The 22,533-nt window shown below is 46.3% G+C and carries 23 protein-coding genes; 22 read left to right on the top strand and 1 reads right to left on the bottom strand.

Translation table 11 applies throughout. The annotated features are described in order from the left end of the window. Nucleotides 1-26: 26 nt before the first annotated feature. The 8 genes from ACXAH6_RS05795 to fliJ all read left to right on the top strand — a co-directional run bounded on the left by ACXAH6_RS05795 (nt 27) and on the right by fliJ (nt 8,493). Nucleotides 27-1,154, top strand: a complete 1,128-nt coding sequence (locus ACXAH6_RS05795) for a sensor histidine kinase (protein ID WP_474875694.1) — start codon at nt 27-29, stop codon at nt 1,152-1,154. Nucleotides 1,155-1,164: 10 nt separating this feature from the next. Then, nucleotides 1,165-2,511, top strand: a complete 1,347-nt coding sequence (locus ACXAH6_RS05790; protein WP_474875693.1) for a sigma-54-dependent transcriptional regulator — start codon at nt 1,165-1,167, stop codon at nt 2,509-2,511. Nucleotides 2,512-2,797: 286 nt separating this feature from the next. Continuing rightward, nucleotides 2,798-3,127, top strand: a complete 330-nt coding sequence (gene fliE / locus ACXAH6_RS05785) for a flagellar hook-basal body complex protein FliE (protein ID WP_474875692.1) — start codon at nt 2,798-2,800, stop codon at nt 3,125-3,127. 15 nt (nt 3,128-3,142) lie between these two features. After that, nucleotides 3,143-4,840, top strand: coding sequence for a flagellar basal-body MS-ring/collar protein FliF (gene fliF / locus ACXAH6_RS05780; RefSeq protein ID WP_474875691.1), 1,698 nt, complete (start codon nt 3,143-3,145; stop codon nt 4,838-4,840). 12 nt (nt 4,841-4,852) lie between these two features. Then, a complete protein-coding gene (gene fliG / locus ACXAH6_RS05775; protein ID WP_474875690.1) occupies nt 4,853-5,896 on the top strand; it encodes a flagellar motor switch protein FliG in 1,044 nt (347 codons plus the stop codon). A 14-nt stretch (nt 5,897-5,910) separates the two neighbouring features. Next, nucleotides 5,911-6,693 carry a flagellar assembly protein FliH gene (fliH, locus tag ACXAH6_RS05770; RefSeq protein WP_474875816.1) on the top strand — a complete coding sequence of 261 codons (783 nt, stop codon included), beginning with the start codon at nt 5,911-5,913 and terminating at the stop codon, nt 6,691-6,693. After that, the gene (fliI, locus tag ACXAH6_RS05765; RefSeq protein ID WP_474875689.1) at nt 6,686-8,020 is read left to right on the top strand and encodes a flagellar protein export ATPase FliI; all 1,335 of its coding nucleotides are present in this window, start codon (nt 6,686-6,688) and stop codon (nt 8,018-8,020) included. The genes fliH and fliI overlap by 8 nt, the downstream gene beginning before the upstream one ends. After that, nucleotides 8,020-8,493, top strand: a complete 474-nt coding sequence (gene fliJ / locus ACXAH6_RS05760; RefSeq protein WP_474875688.1) for a flagellar export protein FliJ — start codon at nt 8,020-8,022, stop codon at nt 8,491-8,493. Before fliI ends, fliJ begins: the two co-directional genes overlap by 1 nt. A 157-nt stretch (nt 8,494-8,650) precedes the next feature. Here fliJ and ACXAH6_RS05755 read toward each other — a convergent pair whose 3' ends face one another. Then, nucleotides 8,651-9,139 (bottom strand): WbuC family cupin fold metalloprotein, encoded by a 489-nt coding sequence (locus tag ACXAH6_RS05755; protein WP_474875687.1) that lies wholly within the window; start codon nt 9,137-9,139, stop codon nt 8,651-8,653. Nucleotides 9,140-9,332: 193 nt separating this feature from the next. On the opposite strand from ACXAH6_RS05755, the gene ACXAH6_RS05750 reads away from it, so the two are divergent. The 14 genes from ACXAH6_RS05750 (at nt 9,333) to cheY (ending at nt 22,508) form a co-directional block, all read left to right on the top strand. Continuing rightward, nucleotides 9,333-11,339 carry a flagellar hook-length control protein FliK gene (locus tag ACXAH6_RS05750; protein ID WP_474875686.1) on the top strand — a complete coding sequence of 669 codons (2,007 nt, stop codon included), beginning with the start codon at nt 9,333-9,335 and terminating at the stop codon, nt 11,337-11,339. Between the two features lie 83 nt (nt 11,340-11,422). Further along, nucleotides 11,423-11,947, top strand: a complete 525-nt coding sequence (gene fliL / locus ACXAH6_RS05745) for a flagellar basal body-associated protein FliL (protein WP_474875685.1) — start codon at nt 11,423-11,425, stop codon at nt 11,945-11,947. 12 nt (nt 11,948-11,959) lie between these two features. Next, entirely contained in the window at nt 11,960-13,018 is a 1,059-nt protein-coding gene (fliM, locus tag ACXAH6_RS05740; RefSeq protein ID WP_474875684.1) for a flagellar motor switch protein FliM, read from the top strand. A 25-nt stretch (nt 13,019-13,043) separates the two neighbouring features. Then, entirely contained in the window at nt 13,044-13,448 is a 405-nt protein-coding gene (fliN, locus tag ACXAH6_RS05735) for a flagellar motor switch protein FliN (protein WP_474875683.1), read from the top strand. Nucleotides 13,449-13,473: 25 nt separating this feature from the next. After that, nucleotides 13,474-13,884: a flagellar biosynthetic protein FliO gene (gene fliO, locus ACXAH6_RS05730; protein WP_474875682.1), complete on the top strand. Its 411-nt coding sequence runs from the start codon at nt 13,474-13,476 to the stop codon at nt 13,882-13,884. Further along, on the top strand, nt 13,877-14,638 hold the full coding sequence (gene fliP, locus ACXAH6_RS05725; protein ID WP_474875681.1) for a flagellar type III secretion system pore protein FliP: 762 nt from the start codon (nt 13,877-13,879) through the stop codon (nt 14,636-14,638). Before fliO ends, fliP begins: the two co-directional genes overlap by 8 nt. Before the next feature lie 8 nt (nt 14,639-14,646). Further along, a complete protein-coding gene (fliQ, locus tag ACXAH6_RS05720; RefSeq protein WP_474875680.1) occupies nt 14,647-14,916 on the top strand; it encodes a flagellar biosynthesis protein FliQ in 270 nt (89 codons plus the stop codon). A gap of 3 nt (nt 14,917-14,919) precedes the next feature. Next, complete coding sequence (fliR, locus tag ACXAH6_RS05715; protein ID WP_474875679.1) at nt 14,920-15,702, top strand: flagellar biosynthetic protein FliR; 783 nt, start codon at nt 14,920-14,922, stop codon at nt 15,700-15,702. Between the two features lie 17 nt (nt 15,703-15,719). Next, the gene (flhB, locus tag ACXAH6_RS05710) at nt 15,720-16,847 is read left to right on the top strand and encodes a flagellar biosynthesis protein FlhB (protein ID WP_474875678.1); all 1,128 of its coding nucleotides are present in this window, start codon (nt 15,720-15,722) and stop codon (nt 16,845-16,847) included. 114 nt (nt 16,848-16,961) lie between these two features. Continuing rightward, complete coding sequence (gene flhA / locus ACXAH6_RS05705; RefSeq protein WP_474875677.1) at nt 16,962-19,064, top strand: flagellar biosynthesis protein FlhA; 2,103 nt, start codon at nt 16,962-16,964, stop codon at nt 19,062-19,064. A 27-nt stretch (nt 19,065-19,091) separates the two neighbouring features. Next, on the top strand, nt 19,092-20,459 hold the full coding sequence (gene flhF / locus ACXAH6_RS05700; RefSeq protein ID WP_474875676.1) for a flagellar biosynthesis protein FlhF: 1,368 nt from the start codon (nt 19,092-19,094) through the stop codon (nt 20,457-20,459). After that, nucleotides 20,456-21,322, top strand: coding sequence for a MinD/ParA family protein (locus tag ACXAH6_RS05695; RefSeq protein ID WP_474875675.1), 867 nt, complete (start codon nt 20,456-20,458; stop codon nt 21,320-21,322). Before flhF ends, ACXAH6_RS05695 begins: the two co-directional genes overlap by 4 nt. After that, on the top strand, nt 21,319-22,047 hold the full coding sequence (locus ACXAH6_RS05690; protein WP_474875674.1) for an RNA polymerase sigma factor FliA: 729 nt from the start codon (nt 21,319-21,321) through the stop codon (nt 22,045-22,047). The genes ACXAH6_RS05695 and ACXAH6_RS05690 overlap by 4 nt, the downstream gene beginning before the upstream one ends. A gap of 77 nt (nt 22,048-22,124) precedes the next feature. Beyond that, nucleotides 22,125-22,508, top strand: coding sequence for a chemotaxis response regulator CheY (cheY, locus tag ACXAH6_RS05685; RefSeq protein ID WP_108567833.1), 384 nt, complete (start codon nt 22,125-22,127; stop codon nt 22,506-22,508). Nucleotides 22,509-22,533 lie beyond the last annotated feature (25 nt).

Here is a 22,533-nt window from a genome sequence, read left to right as displayed (position 1 = left end):
TACGTCTGCATTTTGACGAGGAAACAATGACATTCAGTAGCAGCCAAGCGACCTCTTTTACCGAATATGACATTGCGCCATTCACTCACGTGAATGACGACATCTGCGCGAATGCTGACGAAAAGGAAATAACCGCACTGCGGCAACAGGCCTCTCGTTTGGAGCATTTGTTACAAGTCATGCCCGCAGGCGTGATTGTTATTGATGGAAAGGGGTTTGTGCGCCAAGCCAATAAGCAAGCAAGGGATTTATTGGGCGAACCTTTAGAAGGGCAGTTGTGGCGTACTATTATCAAAAGGTCATTTAAGCCGCGAGCCGATGACGGCCATGAAGTGTCTTTACACGATGGTCGTCGTGTAAAGTTGTCTATCACACCACTAGATAAAGAACCGGGTCAGTTAATCGTGATGACTGACCTCACGGAAACTCGCCAGCTTCAAGCACGTTTGAGTCACATGCAGCGCTTGTCTTCTTTGGGAAAAATGGTCGCCTCGTTAGCTCACCAAATTCGTACGCCTCTCGCAGCAGCTATGCTCTATGCTGCCAATTTGGGGCGCAAAGGGTTAGCGCAGGATTCAGCGCAACAATTTGCCGGCAAGCTTCAAGACAGATTAAAAGAACTTGAAAGCCAAGTGAATGACATGCTTTTGTTTGCCAAAAGTGGCGAAGAGCAAGTGGTTAACCCTATTAGTGTTGATGAATTAGTGCAGGCAATTGAAGCCACTAGTATCACAATGACTCAGCCTCTAGAGCAAAACGTGCATTTTGAGGGGGGAGACACCAAGGCCATTGTTCAGGGAAACATTACCGCGCTACAAGGCGCACTGTTAAATCTGATCCACAACGGTAGCCAAATTAGTCCTAAAGCAACCGATATCGATGTACAGTTTCAACGTCATCACAATTGGTTAGTCATCTCTATCACCGATAGCGGTCCTGGGGTAAGCACTGAGTTAAAAGACAAGATTTTTGAACCATTCTTTACCACTAAAACCCATGGAACAGGGCTTGGACTAGCGGTAGTGAAGTCAGTTGTTAATGCCCACCAAGGCACAATCCGTGTAGATAATATCGATGGGCGAGGCGCGAGATTTACGCTGGCTTTGCCTTGTCTCCCACAATCTGAAAACCTTTCAGATCACAGCGCAATTTAAGGAGTAACTCATGAGCCAAACTCGGATCCTTATCGTAGAAGATGATGCAGGTTTGCGTGAAGCCCTGTTTGATACACTTCAACTGGCGGGTTATCAAGTGATTGTCGCAGATTGCGCGGAACAAGCATTGATAAAACTTACTTCTCAACCGGTTGACTTGGTGGTGAGTGATATTCAAATGGGTGAAATGAACGGCCTGAGTTTGCTTAAAGCGATTAAAGCAAAATATGCCAATTTGCCTGTTTTATTGATGACAGCGTTCGCCACCATCAATGACGCAGTGAGTGCAATGCGTGACGGCGCAACTGACTATTTGTCTAAACCTTTTGCTCCAGAAGTGTTGCTGAATCTAGTTGGGCGCTATGCACCAGCTCAAAAAGTTGAATCTCGCACGCCGATAGTGGCCGACGAATCAAGTCTGCAGATGTTGCAGTTAGCGCGTAAAGTGGCTCGTTCCGAAGCGTCGGTGATGGTTTTAGGCCCGAGTGGCTCTGGAAAGGAAGTCTTGTCGCGCTATATTCATGATCAGTCGTTGCGAGCTGACCAACCCTTTGTAGCTATTAACTGTGCGGCGATCCCTGAAAACATGCTGGAAGCTACTTTGTTTGGTTATGAAAAAGGCGCCTTTACAGGAGCTGTACAAGCGTGTCCGGGTAAGTTTGAACAAGCGCAAGGCGGTACCATTTTACTCGACGAAATCACCGAAATGGACCTCGCATTGCAAGCAAAATTACTGCGTGTTTTACAGGAAAAAGAGGTGGAGCGCCTCGGTGGACGTAAAACCGTGAAGCTGGATGTTCGTGTGATCGCAACCAGCAACCGCGATCTAAAACACGCGGTGACTAACGGAGAATTTAGGGAAGATTTGTATTATCGCTTGAATGTATTTCCGTTGACGTGGCGGCCGTTATCACAACGTCCTGGCGATATTGTCCCTTTGGCTGAACATCTTATTCAGCGCCACTCGAAGCAGCAGGGGCTGTCTGTGAAAAAGCTCAGTGCAGCGGCGCGTAATAAATTAGTTCAACACAGCTGGCCCGGTAACGTAAGAGAACTAGAGAATGTCATCCAGCGAGCGTTAATCTTATGTGAAGGGGACGCGATTGATTCAAGCGATCTGATGATTGAAAGTGCCATTGATGCTATGCCGCACATTCAAGATTTTACCAAGCCCGAAGAAGACAGCAGTAAGCTGGGTAGTGAGCTACGCCAGCAAGAGCATCAAATTATCCTTGATACATTGGAATCTTGTAATGGCAAACGCAAAGATGTAGCGGAAAAGCTAGGGATTAGCCCGCGTACCTTGCGCTATAAACTCGCGCGTATGAGAGACGATGGCATAGACGTACCAGCGTAACCCGACGAGCAAAATACACAGCCTGACTTCTCTCCCGTACAAGCAGGTTTTAACTAAACGGTTTGTTGCCGTTTACATTCCCCTATGCCGTCTGTAAAGGCGGCTTTTTTCTATGTCGCCAGAGCGCGGTCTCTCTATTGCCGCCATAATTTCGTCATTATTTTGGCTAATTGATTGTAAGCTTTTGAATTTAAAGGTTTATAAAAGTTGGCGCGGCCTTTGCTGTAAGATGGGTAAGACATCGTTTTAGTGCCACAAATTCGGCATCGTTAACCGGGGAGCAATTATGGACGTTAAAGCCAACAGTTTGTACCAAGAAATGCAGGCTATGATCGCGCAGTCTCGTCTTGATGTTAATCCGCAGCAAATTCAACCTCAGCAGCAAACCTCCGGTGCGGAGTTTTCAGAGATGCTAGGCAATGCCGTGAATACCGTGAATAGTATGCAGCTAGAATCAAAAGAGTTGCAGCAACGTTTTGAAATGGGCGACAACACCCTGAGTTTAGCCGACGTGATGTTGACGAAAGAAAAAGCAGGAATTGCTTTTGAAGCAACGGTTCAAGTACGCAATAAAGTATTGGAAGCGTACAAAACCATCATGAATATGCCTGTTTAATTGGAGTAGTACGACGTGGCTGAAGCAACCGGAACCAATCTCACAGTGCCAGATAATGGCGCGGGTGATAATGAAGTAGAACAAAAGTCAGGTTTTATGGACGCGATTGGCAATGCCGATATGATGCGTCAAATTATGCTCATTGTTGTCCTCATTATCTGTATTGCGATTGGCATATTCATTCTAATTTGGATGCAAGAGCCGGACTATCGTCCGCTTGCGAAAATGGAAACCGAAGAGCTTATCGAAACCCTCGACTACCTCGATGCCAACCAAATTGAATATGAGTTAAAGGGGAATATCATTCATGTACGGGCTGATGAATACCAAGGTATTAAACTCGGTATGACCCGTGAAGGGCTTTCCCAAGGTGGTGAAGCCGGCACTGATATTATTATGCAAGACATGGGATTTGGGGTGAGTCAGCGCGTTGAAATGGAGCGCTTAAAGCATGCCCGTGAACAGCAAATCTCAGCCACTATTGAAGATATCGACAGCATTAAAAAAGCCCGTGTATTGTTGGCCCTTCCAAAAGACAACGTGTTCGCCAGACGTGAGAAAAAAGCCAGTGCAACAGTGGTACTAACCGCGCGTCGCGGCGCATCGATTAGTAGTGAAGAAGTTGACGCGGTTATCGATATTGTGGCGTCAGCAGTGCAAAGTATGGACCCAGAAGGGGTAACGGTTACAGACAGCAATGGCCGTTTGCTAAACTCTGGCTCTCAAGACTCAATGAGTTCAAGAGCGCGTAAAGAATACGAAATCGAGCGTCAGCGAGAACAAGAATATCTGGAAAAAATTGACGCTATCTTGATCCCTGTTCTTGGTGTTGGCAATTATACTGCCCAAGCCGACGTCACGATGGACTTCACTTCGGTAGAACAGACCCAACGTACTTACAATCCTGATTTACCCGCAGTGCGCAGTGAAATGACTGTTGAAGAAAATTCAGTGGGGAGTTTAGTCGGTGGGGTACCTGGCGCGATATCTAATCAACCCCCTACTGAGTCAGTCATTCCTCAACAAGCGGTAGGCGAAGGTGCGCAGACAAACCCTGTACCAGGCAGAAGTAGCAAAGAATCTACTCGTAACTATGAGCTAGATACCACTTTCAGCCACACTAAGCAGCAAACTGGAGTAATTCGACGTTTAAGCGTTTCAGTTGCCGTTGACTATGTACAGAACGTTGGCGAGGAAGGCGAAGTTTCCAGTGAGCCTAGAACCCAGGAAGCGTTACTGAATATCCGCCGTTTGTTACAGGGTGGCATCGGCTTCGATGTGACACGAGGTGACAGTTTAGAAGTGGTCAGTATGCCGTTTAGTCGCATCGATACAGGCTTAGATGTAGAAGTGCCAATGTGGGAACGCCCAGAGTTTTTACCTATACTTAAACTGGCTGTGGGTGGTTTGTCTATTTTAGCGCTTATCTTGTTTGTAGTGCGCCCAATGCTCCGCAAGCTAATGAATCCTGATGAATCTAAGGGTGGCGACGACTTTGATGCAGATGAAGGGCTCGATCTTGGTGATGAAACCATTACCATGTTGTCGCAAGATTTTGACGAAGGTCAGGTGGGCTTCGCACCAGATGGCTCATTGATGTTGCCTGATTTACACAAAGATGAAGACGTATTAAAAGCTGTTCGTGCATTGGTAGCGAATGAGCCAGAACTATCAGCCCAAGTAGTGAAGGGCTGGTTGATGCAGGACGAGTAGAGGTAGAGAACGATGGCTGAAGAAATGGCGGCGCCAGCCGGCGATGAGTCGTACGACGTTGGTAAGTTAGAAGGGGTTGAAAAAGCTGCCATCTTACTGCTCAGTTTGTCGGAAGAAGATGCTGCACAAATTTTAAAGCATTTAGAACCTAAACAAGTACAAAAACTGGGTTCTGAAATGGCAAAAATCGAAGATATGACACAGGGGAAAATTACCGCTGTGCATAAACACTTCATTGATGAAATACAAAATTACAGCACCATTGGTTTCCAAAGCCAAGACTTTGTTAAACGCGCTCTGACGGCGGCGTTGGGAGAAGACAAAGCCGCCAATTTGATCGACCAAATTATGATGGGGTCTGGCGCGAAAGGGCTTGATTCATTGAAGTGGATGGATTCCAAGCAGGTGGCGAGTATTATTCGCAACGAACACCCGCAGATCCAAACTATCGTTTTGTCATACCTAGAGCCTGAACAGTCCGCCGAGATTTTGTCGCAATTCCCCGAAAAAGTGCGCTTAGATCTACTTATGCGCGTGGCCAACTTAGAAGAAGTTCAACCGGCCGCATTGCAAGAATTGAACGAGATTATGGAGAAACAGTTTGCTGGTCAGGCTGGAACCCAAGCGGCCAAAATGGGTGGCTTGAAATCTGCTGCTGATATTATGAACTACCTAGATACCAACGTAGAAGGGCAGTTGATGGATGCCATCCGCGAGCAGGACGAAGAGATGAGTCAGCAAATTCAAGACTTGATGTTCGTGTTCGACAACTTGGTGGATGTAGACGACCGCGGCATTCAAGCTATTTTACGAGAAGTTCAGCAAGATGCGCTGCTTAAAGCAATTAAAGGCGCTGATGAAGAACTCAAGAACAAGATCACACGTAATATGTCTAAACGCGCGGCAGAAATGTTGGTTGATGACCTTGAAGCTCTTGGTCCTGTGCGGATCAGTGAAGTGGAAACTGCCCAGAAAGAAATCTTGTCTGTGGCTCGTCGATTGGCTGACGCTGGCGAAATTATGCTTGGCGGTGGTGGCGGCGAAGAGTTCTTATAATTGGCTGAGAAGTGATTATGAATAACAAACCCTTTACGGTTGAAGAACTCGAACAAGCGAAGTCTTGGGAAATTCCGGTTGTAGAAAACCCAAAATCTAAAGCAGATTTACGCAAAACGAACTTGCTAAACCGGCGTTCAGACTGGAAGTACGAGCCTCCAGAGGAAGAGCCTGAAATACTTCCTCCTACTGCCGAAGAGATAGAAGCTATCCGACAAGCCGCGTATGAAGAAGGTTTTGAACAAGGTAAGCAAGAAGGCTTTGAAAAAGGCCAAGAAGAAGGGTTGCAACAAGGTCATGAACAAGGTTTGGCGCAAGGGATTGAAGAGGGGCAAACCCAAGGCCTTGAACAGGGGCAAGCGCAAATTGCTGAACTTGCCACCATTTGGCAACAGCTAACCGATACGCTTCATCACCCGCTAGAGAAAGCCGACGGCGAAGTAAAACAGCAGCTTGTGAAGTTGTCTGTGGCTTTGGCGCGTGCAGTTATTCGAAAAGAAACCACCACGTCTCCTGATGTTATTCTTCAAGCGTTAAGCGAGGGTATGAAAGCGTTGCCCATAGAAGAAAAAGATTATCAAATTCATTTGCATCCAGAAGACCTCGCCGTGATCACCTCACATTTTGGCGAAGAAGAAATTCAGCAAAAAGGCTGGCATTTAGTGGAAGCGCCCTCGGCAGAGCGCGGAGGATGTGAAATTATCACTAAAAATAACGCTGTTGATGTATCTATCGAACGGCGAGCTCGTCAAGTACTCGACAAATTTTTGAGTGAGCAAGGGCTTAGCGATGAGTAACCCGCTCGCCGACTATTTTGCTCACCTTGAAAAGCAAGTGCCTCATCCGCCTATCGTCGCTGCGGGAAAACTCGTTCGCGGAATAGGCCTGACACTGGAAGCGGTAGGCTGCCAACTCCCAGTGGGGAGTCAGTGTATGGTGCAAACCGTTGATGGTGAAATTGAAGCAGAAGTTGTGGGGTTCGGCGATAATATTACCTATTTGATGCCCACCGAAGCTGTTAGAGGCATAGTGCCAGGATCTCGGGTGATGCCGTTAAATCGAGAAGGTGGTTTAGCCGTGGGAATGGGCCTGCTTGGGCGTGTGATAGACGGTAACGGACAGCCTCTCGATGGGTTAGGCGCAATTGAAACCGAAACGCGTGTGTCTACCAATAAGCCGCCAATTAACCCTCTTACTCGTCGTCAAATTAGTGAACCCATGGATGTGGGAGTACGCGCAATCAACGCACTGAATACGGTGGGTATTGGTCAGCGTATGGGCCTGTTTGCCGGAAGTGGCGTGGGCAAAAGTGTGCTCCTTGGCATGATGACCCGTGGCAGTGCCGCCGACGTTGTTGTGGTTGGTTTGGTCGGTGAGCGTGGCCGAGAAGTGAAAGAATTCATCCATGACATTCTGACAGAAGAAGAGCGTCAAAAAGCGGTGGTTGTTGCTGCCCCGGCAGATACCTCCCCTTTGATGCGTCTGAAAGGGTGCGAAACGGCAATTACTGTTGCGGAATACTTCCGTGATAAAGGCCTGAAAGTGTTGTTGCTTATCGACTCGCTAACACGTTACGCAATGGCTCAACGTGAAATTGCACTCGCCGTAGGCGAGCCTCCGGCAACGAAAGGGTATCCGCCTTCGGTGTTTGCGCGTTTACCTGCGTTGGTTGAACGGGCTGGAAACGGCAGCGATAATCAAGGTTCCATTACGGCCTTTTACACTGTTCTCACTGAAGGTGATGACTTGCAAGACCCTATCGCCGACGCCGCTCGCGCAATCTTGGATGGGCACGTAGTGTTATCTCGCCAGTTAGCTGACAGCGGGCATTATCCCGCAATCGACATTGAAGCGTCGATTAGCCGTGTTATGCCGATGGTGGTGAGTGATGAACACTTAGCACAAGCTCGAAGAATTCGTCAGGTGTACTCTAATTACAATCAAAACCGCGACTTGATCGCTATTGGCGCTTATACCAAAGGCACCGACCCGCGTATTGATCTTGCTATCAATGCTGAACCTGCAATCAAAGCTATTTTGCAACAAGGTATGAAGCAAGTCATTCCCTATGACGAGTGTTTAGCTGGAATGGCAAAATTGGCCGGTGGATTAGGTAAAGGCTAATGAGCGCACGTCAGCTAAATCAATCATTGAAACAACTCAATACAGTGTCTCGTTGGGAAGCAGACAAAACCCAGCGAGCAGCGAATGCGTATCAAATTGCTCAGCAATACGTGGATGAACAGCGCTTAAAGTTGCAAAGCTTGGAGCAGTACCGGTTAGACTATATGCGCCAAGTGCAGCAAAACGGTAAGCAGGGGTTAGAGGCCAGAAATTATAACCAGCACTTGGCTTTCGTGAGTAAACTCGACAAAGCCTGTGAACAACAAACCGCTATCTTATCAAAAGCCACATTAGCCGCTGATCAACGTAAGCGACAATGGCTACAGCAACAGCAGAAAGAAAAAGCGGTGACGACGTTAATTGACAAAAAGCACGCGCAACTGGGTGTGATCCACGCCCGTCAGGAACAAAACTTGATGGATGAATTTGCTACTCAAAAGTTTCTTAGGCAAGCAGCGCTAAAAGTTCGATAGTGCGGGTCTTACAGCCTCTTGCAATCAAAAAATATAAGCTGTCTGGCGACAATGTCGCCAAGGGCGATGGTTTTGCAAATTTTTATCTTCATAGGGGGGGTGTGTGATACTCACGCCTAGGAAATATACAACCCTGATTGTTGGTTATTTATTTTCACTATCTGCTTTCTACCAAGCTTTCTCCCACCTTGAGTACCTTCATTTTCTCAATAAACGCCATTGCTTCTGCCTCGCCTTCTTGAGGCGCCCAAGAGGCGAAATCTTTGTCATCGGTGATCTCGTAAGGGCCTTGTTTTACTTCTACAAAAACGACCGGGCCGTAACAAACGGTGCAATGCCATGTGTTTGGCGGTATTTCTATACCTTTGCATTCACCATCGGCATCTAGTTTCACGCGTTCAAGAAGTTGGCCTTCGGGCGTTAAAATTAAAATATCTAATTGCCCCTTGAGCACCATGAAAAATTCGAATTTGATCGGGTTGCTATGTCGATGGGGGCGTACGTAGGAATCGGGCATCATGGCAATGAATAAACGCTGCACGGGGTCGCTGTAATTGTTGTGCAGGTTTTTGTTCGTTCTGCGGCGAGGGCTAGCAGCCGCGGTTTGTATTAGGGCGTCAAAAAAATCATCATCAAATTTTTCCATCGATTAGCGCTCTGCCTTGGCATTGTTTTAACGTATCAATACCTCAAGAATACTGATCTCACGTGAATCAATCCAGTTGTTGTTGGTTGTGTATTCCGTTTTGGAACGGGATTTGCTCTGTAATCCTCGATAGCTCAATTTTTATGGTAAACGCCCGAGGTTTTACCAGAAAGCGGAAACAGGACACAAGATTATGATGCAACAGCTTGCCACGCCACGTGCAGATATTGCCGCATCGCCTACATCACGTTCTTCAAATGAAGAAACTCAAGAAAGCGCTAGAAATGGCTTGGATTTTGATGCCATGCTCCGAATGCAACAAGCTGATACGGATCGCATGAGGCAAAAAGCAGAAAGCAATGTTAGTGACGAAAAAACGTTGCCCTCTGCGCAGCCGAAGGCAGACAAGGCGTTGGGTGAAGTTGTCGCTGAAAAGCAGGAAGCAGGCACAGAAACAAACCCGCAATTAACACAAGAAAATGAAATGCACGATGAGGTTATTGAGGAAGATGTCAATAACGAGGTGCTATCAGCAACTGAAGAAACCACAGACTCAGAGATTGATTGGCTGGCACTGGTTGATGCGGTGAGAGAATTAGAGCACAAGCAAACCGAGCTTGATAACGCTGAACACAATACCCTTGAAACAGAACAAGAGGCTGAGTTGAATACCGAAGAAAGCGAGCTTGTTGCCGACAGTATTTCGGGGGAAGGCGCCGAGGTTGACAATATCAATGCTGGCGATGCAGCGGAGTTATTGAGTGCTGATACGGAATATTCTGACGAAGTCTTGTTGTCTTTGAGGCAAACGCTACAAGCGCAGGGCTTATGGCAAGGGGATACACAAACGCCATTAACCGATGACGAAAAAGCCCTGTTGACAGAAGTGATGACAAAATTGGATGCGATTTCTGACAAATTGTCGGCAATGGCTGACCTCGATGTAGAGGCTGATGAATTGTCAGTCGAAGAGGCGGGGTCACTAACCAGCAGCGATGATGAAGAGTTACTTGCACTGGCAGCGAGTATGCTGGAAGCGATGAAGTTACTCTCTGCACCTCAAGATGCGCGTACAGTTGAAGGCTCAAATAATTCTGCGGCACAAGATGTGTTTGATAATGTTTCAAAATCGGATGAGCAGCATTTGGCAGACGCAGAAACCTTACTCGCTTTGATTGATGCTGAGTTAAAAGGCGAAGGCCAGGTAAAACGATTTGCTGCCAATGACACCATTCAGCCTATGCCTCGACCTGCTCCTACCACGATAGGGGGAGAGTCTGCGACTAAAGCAACCACTGCAGAGCAAAATGAAAACGCTGATGTTAACTCCATCGACCTACTGAAATTAATGGCGAATGACTCTGCCACCGCAGAAGTGATGACTAAAAGCGTGACAGAAATTGCCACCTCAGTTGTGCCAATGACAGACGCACAGCAAAGCGCGGTCAAGCAGTCGTTGCAAGCGGGGTTAAGCGAAATAAAAGAACAATTGGCTAAAGGTCATGAGCCAGCGATTAATCTAGAGGATTTGGTGGCCAAAGCATACGTTGACGCTGGGGTTAATGTTACTTCAGAGCAAAGCTTGCAGTTAGACCAGCAGTTGGCACAGTTAACCCAGTCTCTGTCAATGGCTCGGACGGTTGCTCAACATGTCACAAATACCGATGGTAACTTTGCACAAGTGTTGGCGGCTGAGCAGCGTCACACCGACAATGCTCAAGTTGCTCAGGACGTAACAAAAGCCCGTCAACAATTCGACAGTCAGGACAAGCCAGTCAATATAATGCAGCCTGAAGGTCAGCAACAGCTAAATGAAAAAATTCGCTGGATGATGAACAGCCGAAATACCATGGCTGAAATTCGACTCGACCCGCCAGAAATGGGCAGCATGCAAATAAGAGTGAATGTATCCGGTGATGCGGCAAGTGTGAATTTTGTTGTGCAATCTCAGCAGGCACGCGACGCGATTGCTGATGCTGTACCACGGTTACGTGACATGTTAGCGGAGCAAGGTATCGAGCTTGGCGAATCTTTTGTTAGTCAACAAGGTGAGCAGGGAAATAACGCCAACGGAGACGGTGAGTTTGCTCAAGGTCGAGGACGAGGAGGCCAAAGCAATGATGATTTTGACGAGGCTGGCACGGTAATTGAACAACCAATAACGCGTCGACACCTTGGCGCAATCGACGACTACGCCTAAACTTCCATTTTTAGGTATGAGAAGATTGCCATTTGTTTGTGAACACTCATAATACGCGAAACAAATGGGATGTGAGGTAAAAAATGGCTGAAGAAGAGTTACAGATTGAAGAAGGTGGGAAAAAGAGCAAGATGATGTTGATCATCATTATTGCTGTGGTACTCATTGTTGGCGGAGGAGCGGCATACTTCTTCTTGTTTATGGGCGATGACCCTTCGGCGGCAGAACAATTGGCGGAAGAGAGCGGAGCACCTGTTGCACAAGCAGCACCTTCACAGGCAGATATCGGCACTGCACTTTACGTCGCGATGCCACGCCCCTTTGTTTTTAACGTACCGGGAGCAGGCCGTGACCGTTTAGTTCAAATCAAAGTTCAGCTTATGGTCCGTGGCGCCGATAATGAAGAAATAGCCAAAACACATATTCCTTCCATTGAAGGAACGCTGTTACAAGTTTTTAGTGCGACCAATGCCGATGATCTGGTAACAGAGCCAGGCAAGATGGCATTGAGGGACGAAGCACTAAAATCGGTTCAAACTAAAATGGAAGATATTGCGGGTGGTAAGGTCGTTGAAAAGGTCTTATTTACTGGCTTTGTGATGCAATAAGCGAGAGTACTGGTGAGCGATTTACTATCACAAGACGAAATTGATGCGCTACTACACGGTGTCGATGATGTAGAAGAAGAAGAGGTTTCCGATTCTCCCTCGGACTCCTCTGCGCTTGAATATGACTTTTCGTCACAGGATAGAATTGTGCGTGGGCGAATGCCTACGCTTGAAATTGTAAATGAGCGCTTTGCACGTCATATGCGAGTGAGCTTGTTTAACATGATGCGCCGCTCCGCTGAGGTATCGATAAACGGTATCCAAATGATTAAGTTTGGCGAGTACATTCATACCCTATTCGTTCCGACCAGTTTAAACATGGTGCGCTTCCGTCCCCTCAAAGGAACGGGGCTTATTACCATGGAAGCGCGTTTAGTGTTTATTCTCGTAGACAACTTCTTTGGTGGCGACGGCCGTTATCACGCCAAAATCGAAGGGCGGGAGTTTACGCCCACAGAGCGCCGAATAATCCAAATGCTACTCAAAATTATTTTTGAGGATTACAAAGAGGCATGGGCGCCGGTGATGGATGTTTCTTTTGAATATTTAGATTCAGAAGTGAACCCTGCGATGGCGAACATTGTGAGTCCTACAGAAGTTGTCGTGATCAGTTCATTCCATATCGAGCTAGACGGCGGTGGCGGCGATTTTCACGTGTCGTTACCTTACTCGATGTTAGAACCCATTCGTGAATTACTCGATGCCGGTGTGCAAAGCGACAAAGAAGACACCGATTTAAGGTGGAGTAAAGCGCTACGAGATGAAATTATGGATGTCAAAGTAGCGCTCACCACCCATATGCTCGATTTAGAACTGACTCTGCAAGATATTATGGATTTTAAACCGGGTGATATTATTCCGGTAGAAATGCCAGAATACATCACCGTATTAATTGAACAACTGCCAACGTTCCGTGCCAAATTAGGCCGTTCAAGAGACAACTTGGCGTTGAAGATAACAGAAAAAATTGCCAGACCGACATCAGTGAAGTCTGAGCTACAGTTATTAACTCGGGGTGGTCGAGTGATCGACAACGACGCTGAGTTACAGATTTTAGAAGAAGACCTGTAAAGGTTAAGCGTAAAGAGGCACTACCATGAGTGAAGAAGACGGTATGGACGATTGGGCCGCAGCGATGGCCGAGCAGGCTGAAAGCGAAGAGGCTGAAGGTGGCGATGACGATGTACAGGTTGCCGAATTAGACGAATTGACCGATGATGCACCCATCACTCAAGAAGAGAAGAAAAAACTGGATACAATTCTCGATATTCCAGTTACGATCTCAATGGAAGTGGGTCGCAGTCATATTAGCATTCGAAATTTGCTACAGTTAAACCAAGGGTCTGTGGTAGAACTTGATCGCGTAGCAGGTGAACCACTGGATGTATTGGTCAATGGCACGTTGATTGCTCATGGTGAAGTAGTAGTGGTCAACGACAAATTTGGTATTCGGTTAACGGATGTTATTAGTCAAATCGAAAGAATTAAAAAGCTTAGGTAATAAATCATTAAAAACAGGAGGTTACGTGCTAACCTTCCTGTTTTTCTCCTTGCCCGTAGTGGCCAGTTCCCCCTCGAGTATTACCAATCCTCAATCTGTGCTGTCAATTTTTCTCTCGCTATTGGTGGTTATCGGCATTATTTTCGCCTTTGCATACATCATGCGTCGGTTTAATGTCACTCAGTCTCATGGACAATTAAAAGTCGTGGCAAGTCTGTCTGCTGGCGCCAGAGAGAAAATAATGGTTATACAAGTGGGCGACGAACAACACTTGGTCGGGGTAACTGCACAAAATATTAATCATTTGAGCAAGTTGGAAGCGCCTCTCCCAACTAAGGTGAGTGACAGCAACAATGGTGCTCTGTTCAAAGACAAGTTAGTGAAAGCAATGGCGAGTAAAATCAACCCAGCGATAAAAGGACAACAAAATGACTAAAACCATTGGATGGCTACTGTTAACTGTTGTCTTGTTAGGGTTTCCCTCGCTGGCTGAAGCACAACAAAGCGGTATTCCTGCGGTAACGGTAACCACGAACGGTGATGGCACCCAAGACTATACAATGACCTTACAGGCATTGTTCATCATGTCTGCGCTGAGTTTAATACCCGCGTTTGTGATGATGATGACCTCATTTACCCGCATTATTATAGTGCTTTCGATTCTGCGCCAAGCTATCGGGCTTCAGCAATCTCCCTCAAACCAGATATTGGTGGGTGTGACGCTTTTTCTTACTATGTTTATCATGAAGCCGGTGTTTGACGAGGTAAACGAACGCGCGCTTCAACCTTATCTCAATGAAGAAATCACCTCTATGCAGGCAATTGAGGAGGCCAAAGGCCCAATGCGCGCTTTTATGTTGTCGCAAACTCGGGTTAAAGACCTCGAAACCTTTGTCGAAATTGCCGGTGATGAAGATAAATACGCAGAGCCTTCAGACGTACCGCTTACCATTTTGATCCCCGCTTTTGTAACAAGTGAGTTAAAGACCGCGTTTCAAATTGGCTTTATGTTGTTTATTCCTTTTCTGATCATAGACTTGGTTGTTGCATCGATACTCATGGCAATGGGTATGATGATGTTGTCGCCAATGATAGTGTCATTGCCATTTAAATTAATGTTATTTGTTTTGGTTGATGGCTGGAATCTAATTTTCGGCACCCTTGCGACCAGTTTCGGCATGGGGGTATAGGAGCGCTTATGAGCCCAGAGGTTTTCGTTGAGATATTAAGAGAGTCTTTGTTTATGGTGATCCTGCTGGTATCGGTCATCATTATTCCGAGTATGGTCGTAGGTCTTATCGTAGCTGTATTTCAAGCTGCCACCTCGATTAACGAGCAAACAATGAGTTTCTTACCTCGTCTTATCGTAACGCTTTTGGCGTTGAGTTGGGGCGGGAATTGGCTGGTTCAGAAATTGATGGATTTTACCTACCATATGGTGGAACAAATCCCTCAAGTGGTAGGCTAAGCAATGGCATTCAATGAATCGGTTATAATGCAGTTTATTGCCGATTTAATGCTGCCATTTATGCGGATTAGCGGCATGTTTGCCGCCATGATAGGGTTCAGCGCTCAATCTATTCCGGCTATGGTAAAAGCCTTTCTCGCCGTTTTACTGGCATTTATCATTATGCCATTAGTGCCGCCAGTCCCAATGGACAATCTCGTCAGTGCCGGAGCTGTTGTGGAAATGATTCAACAGATCATCATCGGTGCGGGAATTGGCTTTATCTCAATGATGGTACTGAATTCTTTCATTCTTGCCGGTCAAGTGATTGCAATGCAAACGGGCTTGGGCTTCGCGTCTATTGTCGACCCTATCAATGGTATTAATGTTCCGGCGGTAGGTCAGTTTTATTTGATTTTAGCTACCTTATTGTTTTGGGCGTTAGACGGCCACCTATCAATGATTAAAATGATAGTCATGAGTTTTGAAGCCTTCCCTATTGCAGAAGGCTGGTGGACAGGCGAACAACTCAAACAAATTGCTCATTGGGGAGGCTGGATGTTCGTGTCTGCGTTGACCATTTCTTTGGCTCCTATTGTGTCTTTGCTAATCGTCAATCTGGCTTTTGGTGTCATGACAAAAGCTGCGCCGCAATTGAATATTTTCAGTATTGGTTTTTCTATCGCGCAAATAATGGGCCTCATCATCATTTGGATTTCGCTCGATAATTTTACCGCACATTTTGAAGACCAATGGATGAGAGCGCTACAGTTGATGTGTGAATTACTCTATATCTGCCCGGTGTAGACGAAACAAGGTAAATCATGGCTGAGTCATTTGATAAAACAGAAGAACCCACCTCCAAGAAGCTCGAAGACGCGCGCAAGAAAGGGCAACTAGCGCGTTCCAGAGAGCTATCAACGGTTTTGGTTCTTGTTGTAAGTGCTGTCATGTTTATTTTTATGGGCGGCTTGATCGCTGAAGCTTTATTCAAAGTCACACAGCGGGTGTTCTCTTTATCTCGAGACGAAACCTACGACACCATGCACATGTGGCAAGCGTGGGGGGAAGTTTTTTATCAAATTAGCTTACCGGTGATGTTCTACATGGTTGTTGCCATGATTGCAGGCATTTACGGTTCGATAGCGCTAGGTGGTTACAATTTTACATGGGAATCGGCCAAACCTAAGGGCAATAAAATGAACCCCATTAGCGGGTTCAAACGCATGTTTGGTACCAATGGTTTAGTCGAATTGTTAAAGGCGGTGGCGAAGTTTTTTGTAATTGGTGGTATGGCCCTTATCGCACTGGTTATGTTTAAAGACGAAGCGCTCCATCTAGACATGGAAGTGTACCCCTCCAACTTATTTCACGCGTTAGAGCTCATCCAGTGGGCCTTTTTAATTCTTACGTGTGGCATGATACCTATCGCTCTTTTTGATGTGCCTTATCAGTTGTATAAGCACAACGAAGAAATGAAAATGTCGAAACAAGAAGTGAAAGACGAGCGTAAAAATGCTGAGGGTGACCCTCAAGTAAAAGGGCGTATCCGCCGATTACAATATCAGGCGGCCGCTCGTCGAATGATGAAAGAAGTGCCAAACGCGGATGTAGTGGTGACTAACCCAACGCATTATTCCGTGGCAATTAAGTATGAAGATAATGGCGCACGGGCACCCATTGTCGTTGCAAAAGGCGTGGATGAATTGGCCATGCATATTCGTAAAATTGCTACCGCCCACGAAGTTCCACTCGTCCCTTCTCCCATGTTGGCTCGGGCAATTTATTATTCTACTGAACTCGACCACGAAGTGCCGCAAAAGCTATTTATGGCGGTCGCACAGGTGTTGGCATACGTGTATCAGTTGAAAGCTTATCGCAAAGGCAAAGGAAAGCGTCCGAAGCCCCTGAAAAAAGATCTGCCTATTCCTCCAGAGCTACGACACCCTTAACTGTTTAATTATCAAGCGTATAAATCGTACTTCATTCAAGCTGGCATGGTAGTTGATACCGCTATACACGAGTCGCATTGGGCGTCAAAAATCTGTTAGCGAGTGTCGTTTTCGATGGAATTATCCGGTTATCTTCAGCGTTTTGATAAAAATCAGGTGCAAAAATTCACTTCAGGATTGGGCGCCCCCGTCGTACTTTTGGCTATTATGGGTATGGTTATTTTGCCCATGCCTCCCTTTCTACTCGACGTTTTGTTCAGTTTTAATATTGCGCTGTCGTTGGTCATTATATTGGTGGCTGTATTTACCCAGCGTCCCGTCGATTTTGGTATTTTCCCGCTAGTGCTACTCATTGCTACCGTATTGCGACTTGCGCTGAATGTTGCCTCGACACGTGTAGTGTTGTTGTACGGACATGAGGGGGGAGATTCTGCCGGTAAAGTAATCGAAGCCTTCGGTGAGGTGGTGATTGGCGGTAACTACGCAGTGGGTATCGTGGTATTTGCTATTCTACTCATTATTAACTTTAAAGTGGTAACTGCAGGTGCAGGGCGTATTTCGGAAGTAAGTGCTCGCTTTACTTTGGATGCTATGCCCGGTAAGCAGATGGCCATCGACGCCGATTTAAACGCGGGGTACATTGATCAAGACGAAGCACGCAGACGCCGCGAAGATATTACCGCCGAAGCGGACTTTTATGGGTCGATGGACGGTGCGTCGAAATTCGTAAAAGGAGACGCTGTAGCAGGCCTGTTCATTATGCTAATTAACATAGTGGGAGGTTTGTTTATTGGCATGATTCAACACGGATTGAGTTTTGGTGATGCCATTGAGGTGTATACCATTTTGACGATTGGTGATGGTTTGGTGGCGCAAATTCCATCATTGCTCTTGTCAGTTGCGACTGCAATTATTGTTACTCGTGAAAACGAAACGCAAGAAATGGGCAAAGAGTTACGCAATCAGCTGGGCAACCAACAAGCGCTTTATATCTCTTCAGGTGTGTTGTTTGTGATGGGGATAGTGCCTGGTATGCCACATATTGCCTTTCTTGGTTTTGCGGCCTTATCAGGTGGTGTTGCATATTATCAAACGTGGGCAGCGAAGCGAAAAGCAGAAGAGGCAGCCAAGCCACAACCAATAAAACCGCAAGAAAATACCGCGCCAACCGAAGTCAAAGAGCTTGGGTGGGATGACGTTCAACACGTTGACACCATTGGCTTAGAAGTCGGTTACCGATTAATTCCTCTGGTTGATAAGTCGCAAGGCGGTGAGCTACTTACGCGAATCAAAGGTGTACGTAAGAAATTATCGCAAGAATTGGGCTTTCTTATTCCGCCGGTTCACATTCGTGACAACCTCGATCTCGACCCAAATACGTACACCATATCTATGTTGGGTGTGAGTATTGGAGAGTCACTGGTTCAACACGACGAAGAAATGGCGATTAACCCCGGTCAGGTGTTTGGTAAGCTCGACGGTAAAGTGACAAAAGACCCTGCTTTTGGCCTTGATGCTGTTTGGATTAAGCCAAAACAACGAGAACATGCACAAACACTTGGCTATACCGTAGTTGACTCTTCCACGGTAGTGGCTACTCACTTATCTCAATTGTTGACCAATAATGCCTATCAGCTTCTGGGTTACGAAGAAGTTCAACAGTTGTTAGACATGCTGGCCAAATCCAATCCTAAACTGGTTGAAGGCTTAGTACCAGACATCTTGCAATTGAGCACGGTAGTAAAAGTTTTACAAACATTGCTTTATGAAGGGGTGCCAATTAGAGATATGCGCACCATAGTGCAAACGCTTTGCGAATACGGTCCACGTAGCCAAGACCCAGATGTATTGGTGTCTGCAGTACGCATTGCACTTAAGCGTTTAATCGTTCAAGAGATAAATAATGGCGGAAAAGAGCTACCTGTCATCACTTTGGCGCCAGAGTTGGAACAAATGCTGCATCAGTCTCTTCAAGCGGGTGGAGATGATGGCGCTGGGATTGAGCCTGGACTGGCTGAAAGGCTACAGCGCTCACTCCAAGAAGCGAGTCAGCAACAAGAATTGGCAGGAGAGCCTGCCGTATTGTTGACGTCTGGTATGTTGCGACCTGTATTGTCACGGTTCTTGAAGAACGCAGTGATGGGATTGCACGTTCTGTCTTATCAGGAAATACCAGACGACAAGCAAATCCGAATTGTCAGCTCAGTGGGTCAATAACCTGACGTCAGGTGTTAAGAGGTCATTATGAAAATTAGACGTTTTTTTGGTAAAGATATGCGCGAAGCGCTCAAGCTAGTAAAGGATGAACTAGGTAGCGACGCTGTTATCATGTCTAATCGCAAAGTTGCAGACGGGATTGAACTCGTCGCAGCCTACGATAAAGACCCTGAGCCCAAAATTACTGCGCCAAGCGCCAATAAACCGACCATGGGCAATAATCGTACAGCAGGTGGTGAGAAACCCTTGCCCACATTAAGTGAGATTATCGGTGAAGATGGCCCAGATAGCTTGCGTGCGTTGTTGGAAAAGCAAAAACAGGCAGAAGCCGCGCCCAAGCAACATGTACCTGATGAAGAAGAATTGAGCTGGCTGCAACAAGACAATCAAACTCAAGCTACTATGCGTCCTGACCCACGCCCCCAGCAGCAGAGTGTTGAACAGCCTGTACAAGCCTCAAATGCAATGCCATCTGACTTAAATGATATTCGCGATGAAATAGCCTCATTGCGCAACGTTTTGCAATTTCAAATGGCTGATTTGATGGACTCAAAACAACGCCAGCAGCGTCCAATGTTGCGTTATTTAGTTCAGCGCTTAACCGATATGGGCCTGAGTACGAGTTTAGCGGAGCAAATGGTGGCTTACACGCCCGCTGAATTAAGCGAACGCGACGCTTGGGTTTATTTATTAAAACTTTTGGCTAATCGTATTCAGGTTAATAACAATGATATCTTGAGTCATCAGGGCGTTGTTGCGCTTGTTGGTCCTACAGGCACGGGTAAAACCACCACAGTGGCGAAGTTGGCTGCTCGGTATGCTCAAAAGTACGGTGTTGAATCGGTTGCGATGATTACGATTGACACCTATCGTATTGCTGCATATGAACAATTGGCCACGTACGGCAAAATTATTGGCTGTCCTGTAAGAAAAGCGCAAACAGCAGAGGAATTATCAGAACAACTGTTTCAGTTACGTCATAAACGACTTATACTTATCGACACAGCGGGTTTTAGCCAAAGAGATAGTCGCTTGATTAGTCAGCTAAAATCCCTCGAACAAGCGAATGGTCAAATGGTACGAAAATACCTAGTAGCGCAGGCAAATACGCAATATCCTGCGTTACAACGTATAGTAGATGCTTATGACGGCATGCAGTTGGACGGTTGTATATTCACCAAACTCGATGAATGTTACAGCTTGGGAGAAATCATTAGTACTGCGATCGAACGCCAATTATCAATCAGTTATGTGACTGATGGACAACAAGTTCCTGAAGATATTAAGGTTGCCGATGCAAAATCTTTGGTGTCTACCGCTGCAAAGCTTTATAAAAAGTACAGTTTGAATCATACTAATGAAAACAAAGCGGTAAGTGCAGCACGAGCAGTATGATCGAAGATCAAGCGAGTAGCTTAAGAAAAATGAATCAGTCACGATTAATCAAGGTGATCGCCGTTACCGGTGGTAAAGGCGGTGTGGGTAAAACTAACGTTACCCTAAACACAGCAATTGCAATGGCTAAGCAAGGAAAGCGCGTGATGGTGCTTGATGCCGATTTAGGCTTAGCCAATGTGGATGTGCTGCTCGGTTTACGCGTAGAGAAAAACCTTTCTCACGTGCTTTCAGGCGAATGCACTCTTGATGAAGTGTTAGTGACCGGCCCCCACGGGATTAAAATAGCCCCTGCAACCTCGGGTACTCAGTCTATGACCGAGTTATCACCCACTCAACATGCAGGCCTCATCCGAGCATTCAGCGAATTGCGTTCACAAATCGACGTGTTAATTGTCGATACCGCAGCTGGCATTTCAGATATGGTGTTGAGTTTCTCTCGCGCTTCACAAGACATTATGGTCGTAGTGTGCGATGAACCCACCTCTCTTACCGATGCCTACGCGTTGATAAAAATCCTCAATAGAGAGCACGGTGTATTCCGGTTTAAAGTCGTTGCTAACATGGTCAGAGACATGCGTGAAGGGCAAGAGCTTTTCAGCAAGTTATCGAAAGTAACCGGCCGTTTCTTGGATGTCGCACTTGAGCTAGTGGCAACAGTGCCATTCGACGAAAACGTGCGTCGTTCAGTGCGCAAACAAAGCGCCATTGTTGATGCCTTCCCCGGCTCGCCTGCGGCTGTTGCTATTACACAGCTGGCAAGCAAAGCACTGCAGTGGCCTATTCCGGCACAACCCGGTGGTCACTTAGAATTCTTTATTGAACAACTGGTGACGAATAAGGTGGCAGGAAGTCAACGGTGAACAGCAAAGCTGCGGCGTACAGACAACAAACCGATAAAGCGCAGTTAGTCGAACGGCACGCGTCTCTCGTTAAGCGCATTGCCCATCATTTGATGGCGCGTTTGCCAGCCAGTGTGCTTGTTGACGACCTTATTCAAGCCGGCATGATCGGGTTATTAGAAGCCGCCAAAAATTTTGATGGCGCCAAAGGCGCGAGTTTTGAAACTTTTGCGGGTATTCGTATACGCGGAGCCATGCTTGACGAAATTCGCAAAGGCGACTGGACACCTCGTTCAGTGCACAAAAATGGCCGCGCAATCACCGAAGCAATCAGCTTAGTTGAAAAAGAAACTGGCAGAGATGCTAGAGATGCTGAAATAGCTGCTAAAATGAATGTATCACTTGCAGAATATCATCAGATGTTAGGTGAAGTGAATGCGGGTAAGCTGGTTGGTATTGAAGATTTAGGCGTGTCGGAAGACGTGATTGCTACCGAGCAAAATCGAGGTAGTGACTCACCATTAGAAGATTTAATGCAAGGCGCTTTCCAAAAAGCGCTGGCACATGCTATTACTACATTACCAGAGCGCGAAGCCATTGTTTTGTCTCTATACTATGATGAAGAATTAAATTTAAGAGAAATTGGCGAAGTGCTTGATGTGAGTGAATCACGTGTAAGCCAAATTCACAGTCAGGCCATGCTAAAATTAAAATCGCGCATGAAAAACTGGCAAGCTGGTGAGTAAAACAACCCAAGAACAAGACCGTTGTACTCATCAATAATAATTAATATCAGATAACAATATCCTCACTGGAGGCCATTTTGGATAAAAATATGAAAATTCTCGTGGTTGACGATTTCTCTACCATGAGACGTATCATAAAGAATCTGCTTAAAGATTTGGGCTTTTCCAATATCCAGGAAGCGGACGACGGAAGCACCGCGTTACCCATGCTACAACAGGGTGATTTTGACTTTGTGGTGACCGACTGGAACATGCCAGGTATGCAGGGCATTGATTTGTTGCGTGCAATTCGCGCCGACGACAAATTGAAACACTTGCCTGTATTAATGGTGACCGCGGAAGCGAAGAAAGAGCAAATTGTTGCCGCCGCACAAGCCGGTGTTAATGGCTACGTGGTTAAGCCGTTTACTGCAGCAACGCTCAAAGAGAAGCTAGATAAGATCTTTGAACGTTTAGGTTAATCCAGACGAATTCGAATTAAGTAGA

The sequence above is a fragment of the Alteromonas sp. ABE4_545 genome (genome assembly GCF_056161325.1).
This window is presented reverse-complemented; position numbering and strand designations above follow the sequence as displayed.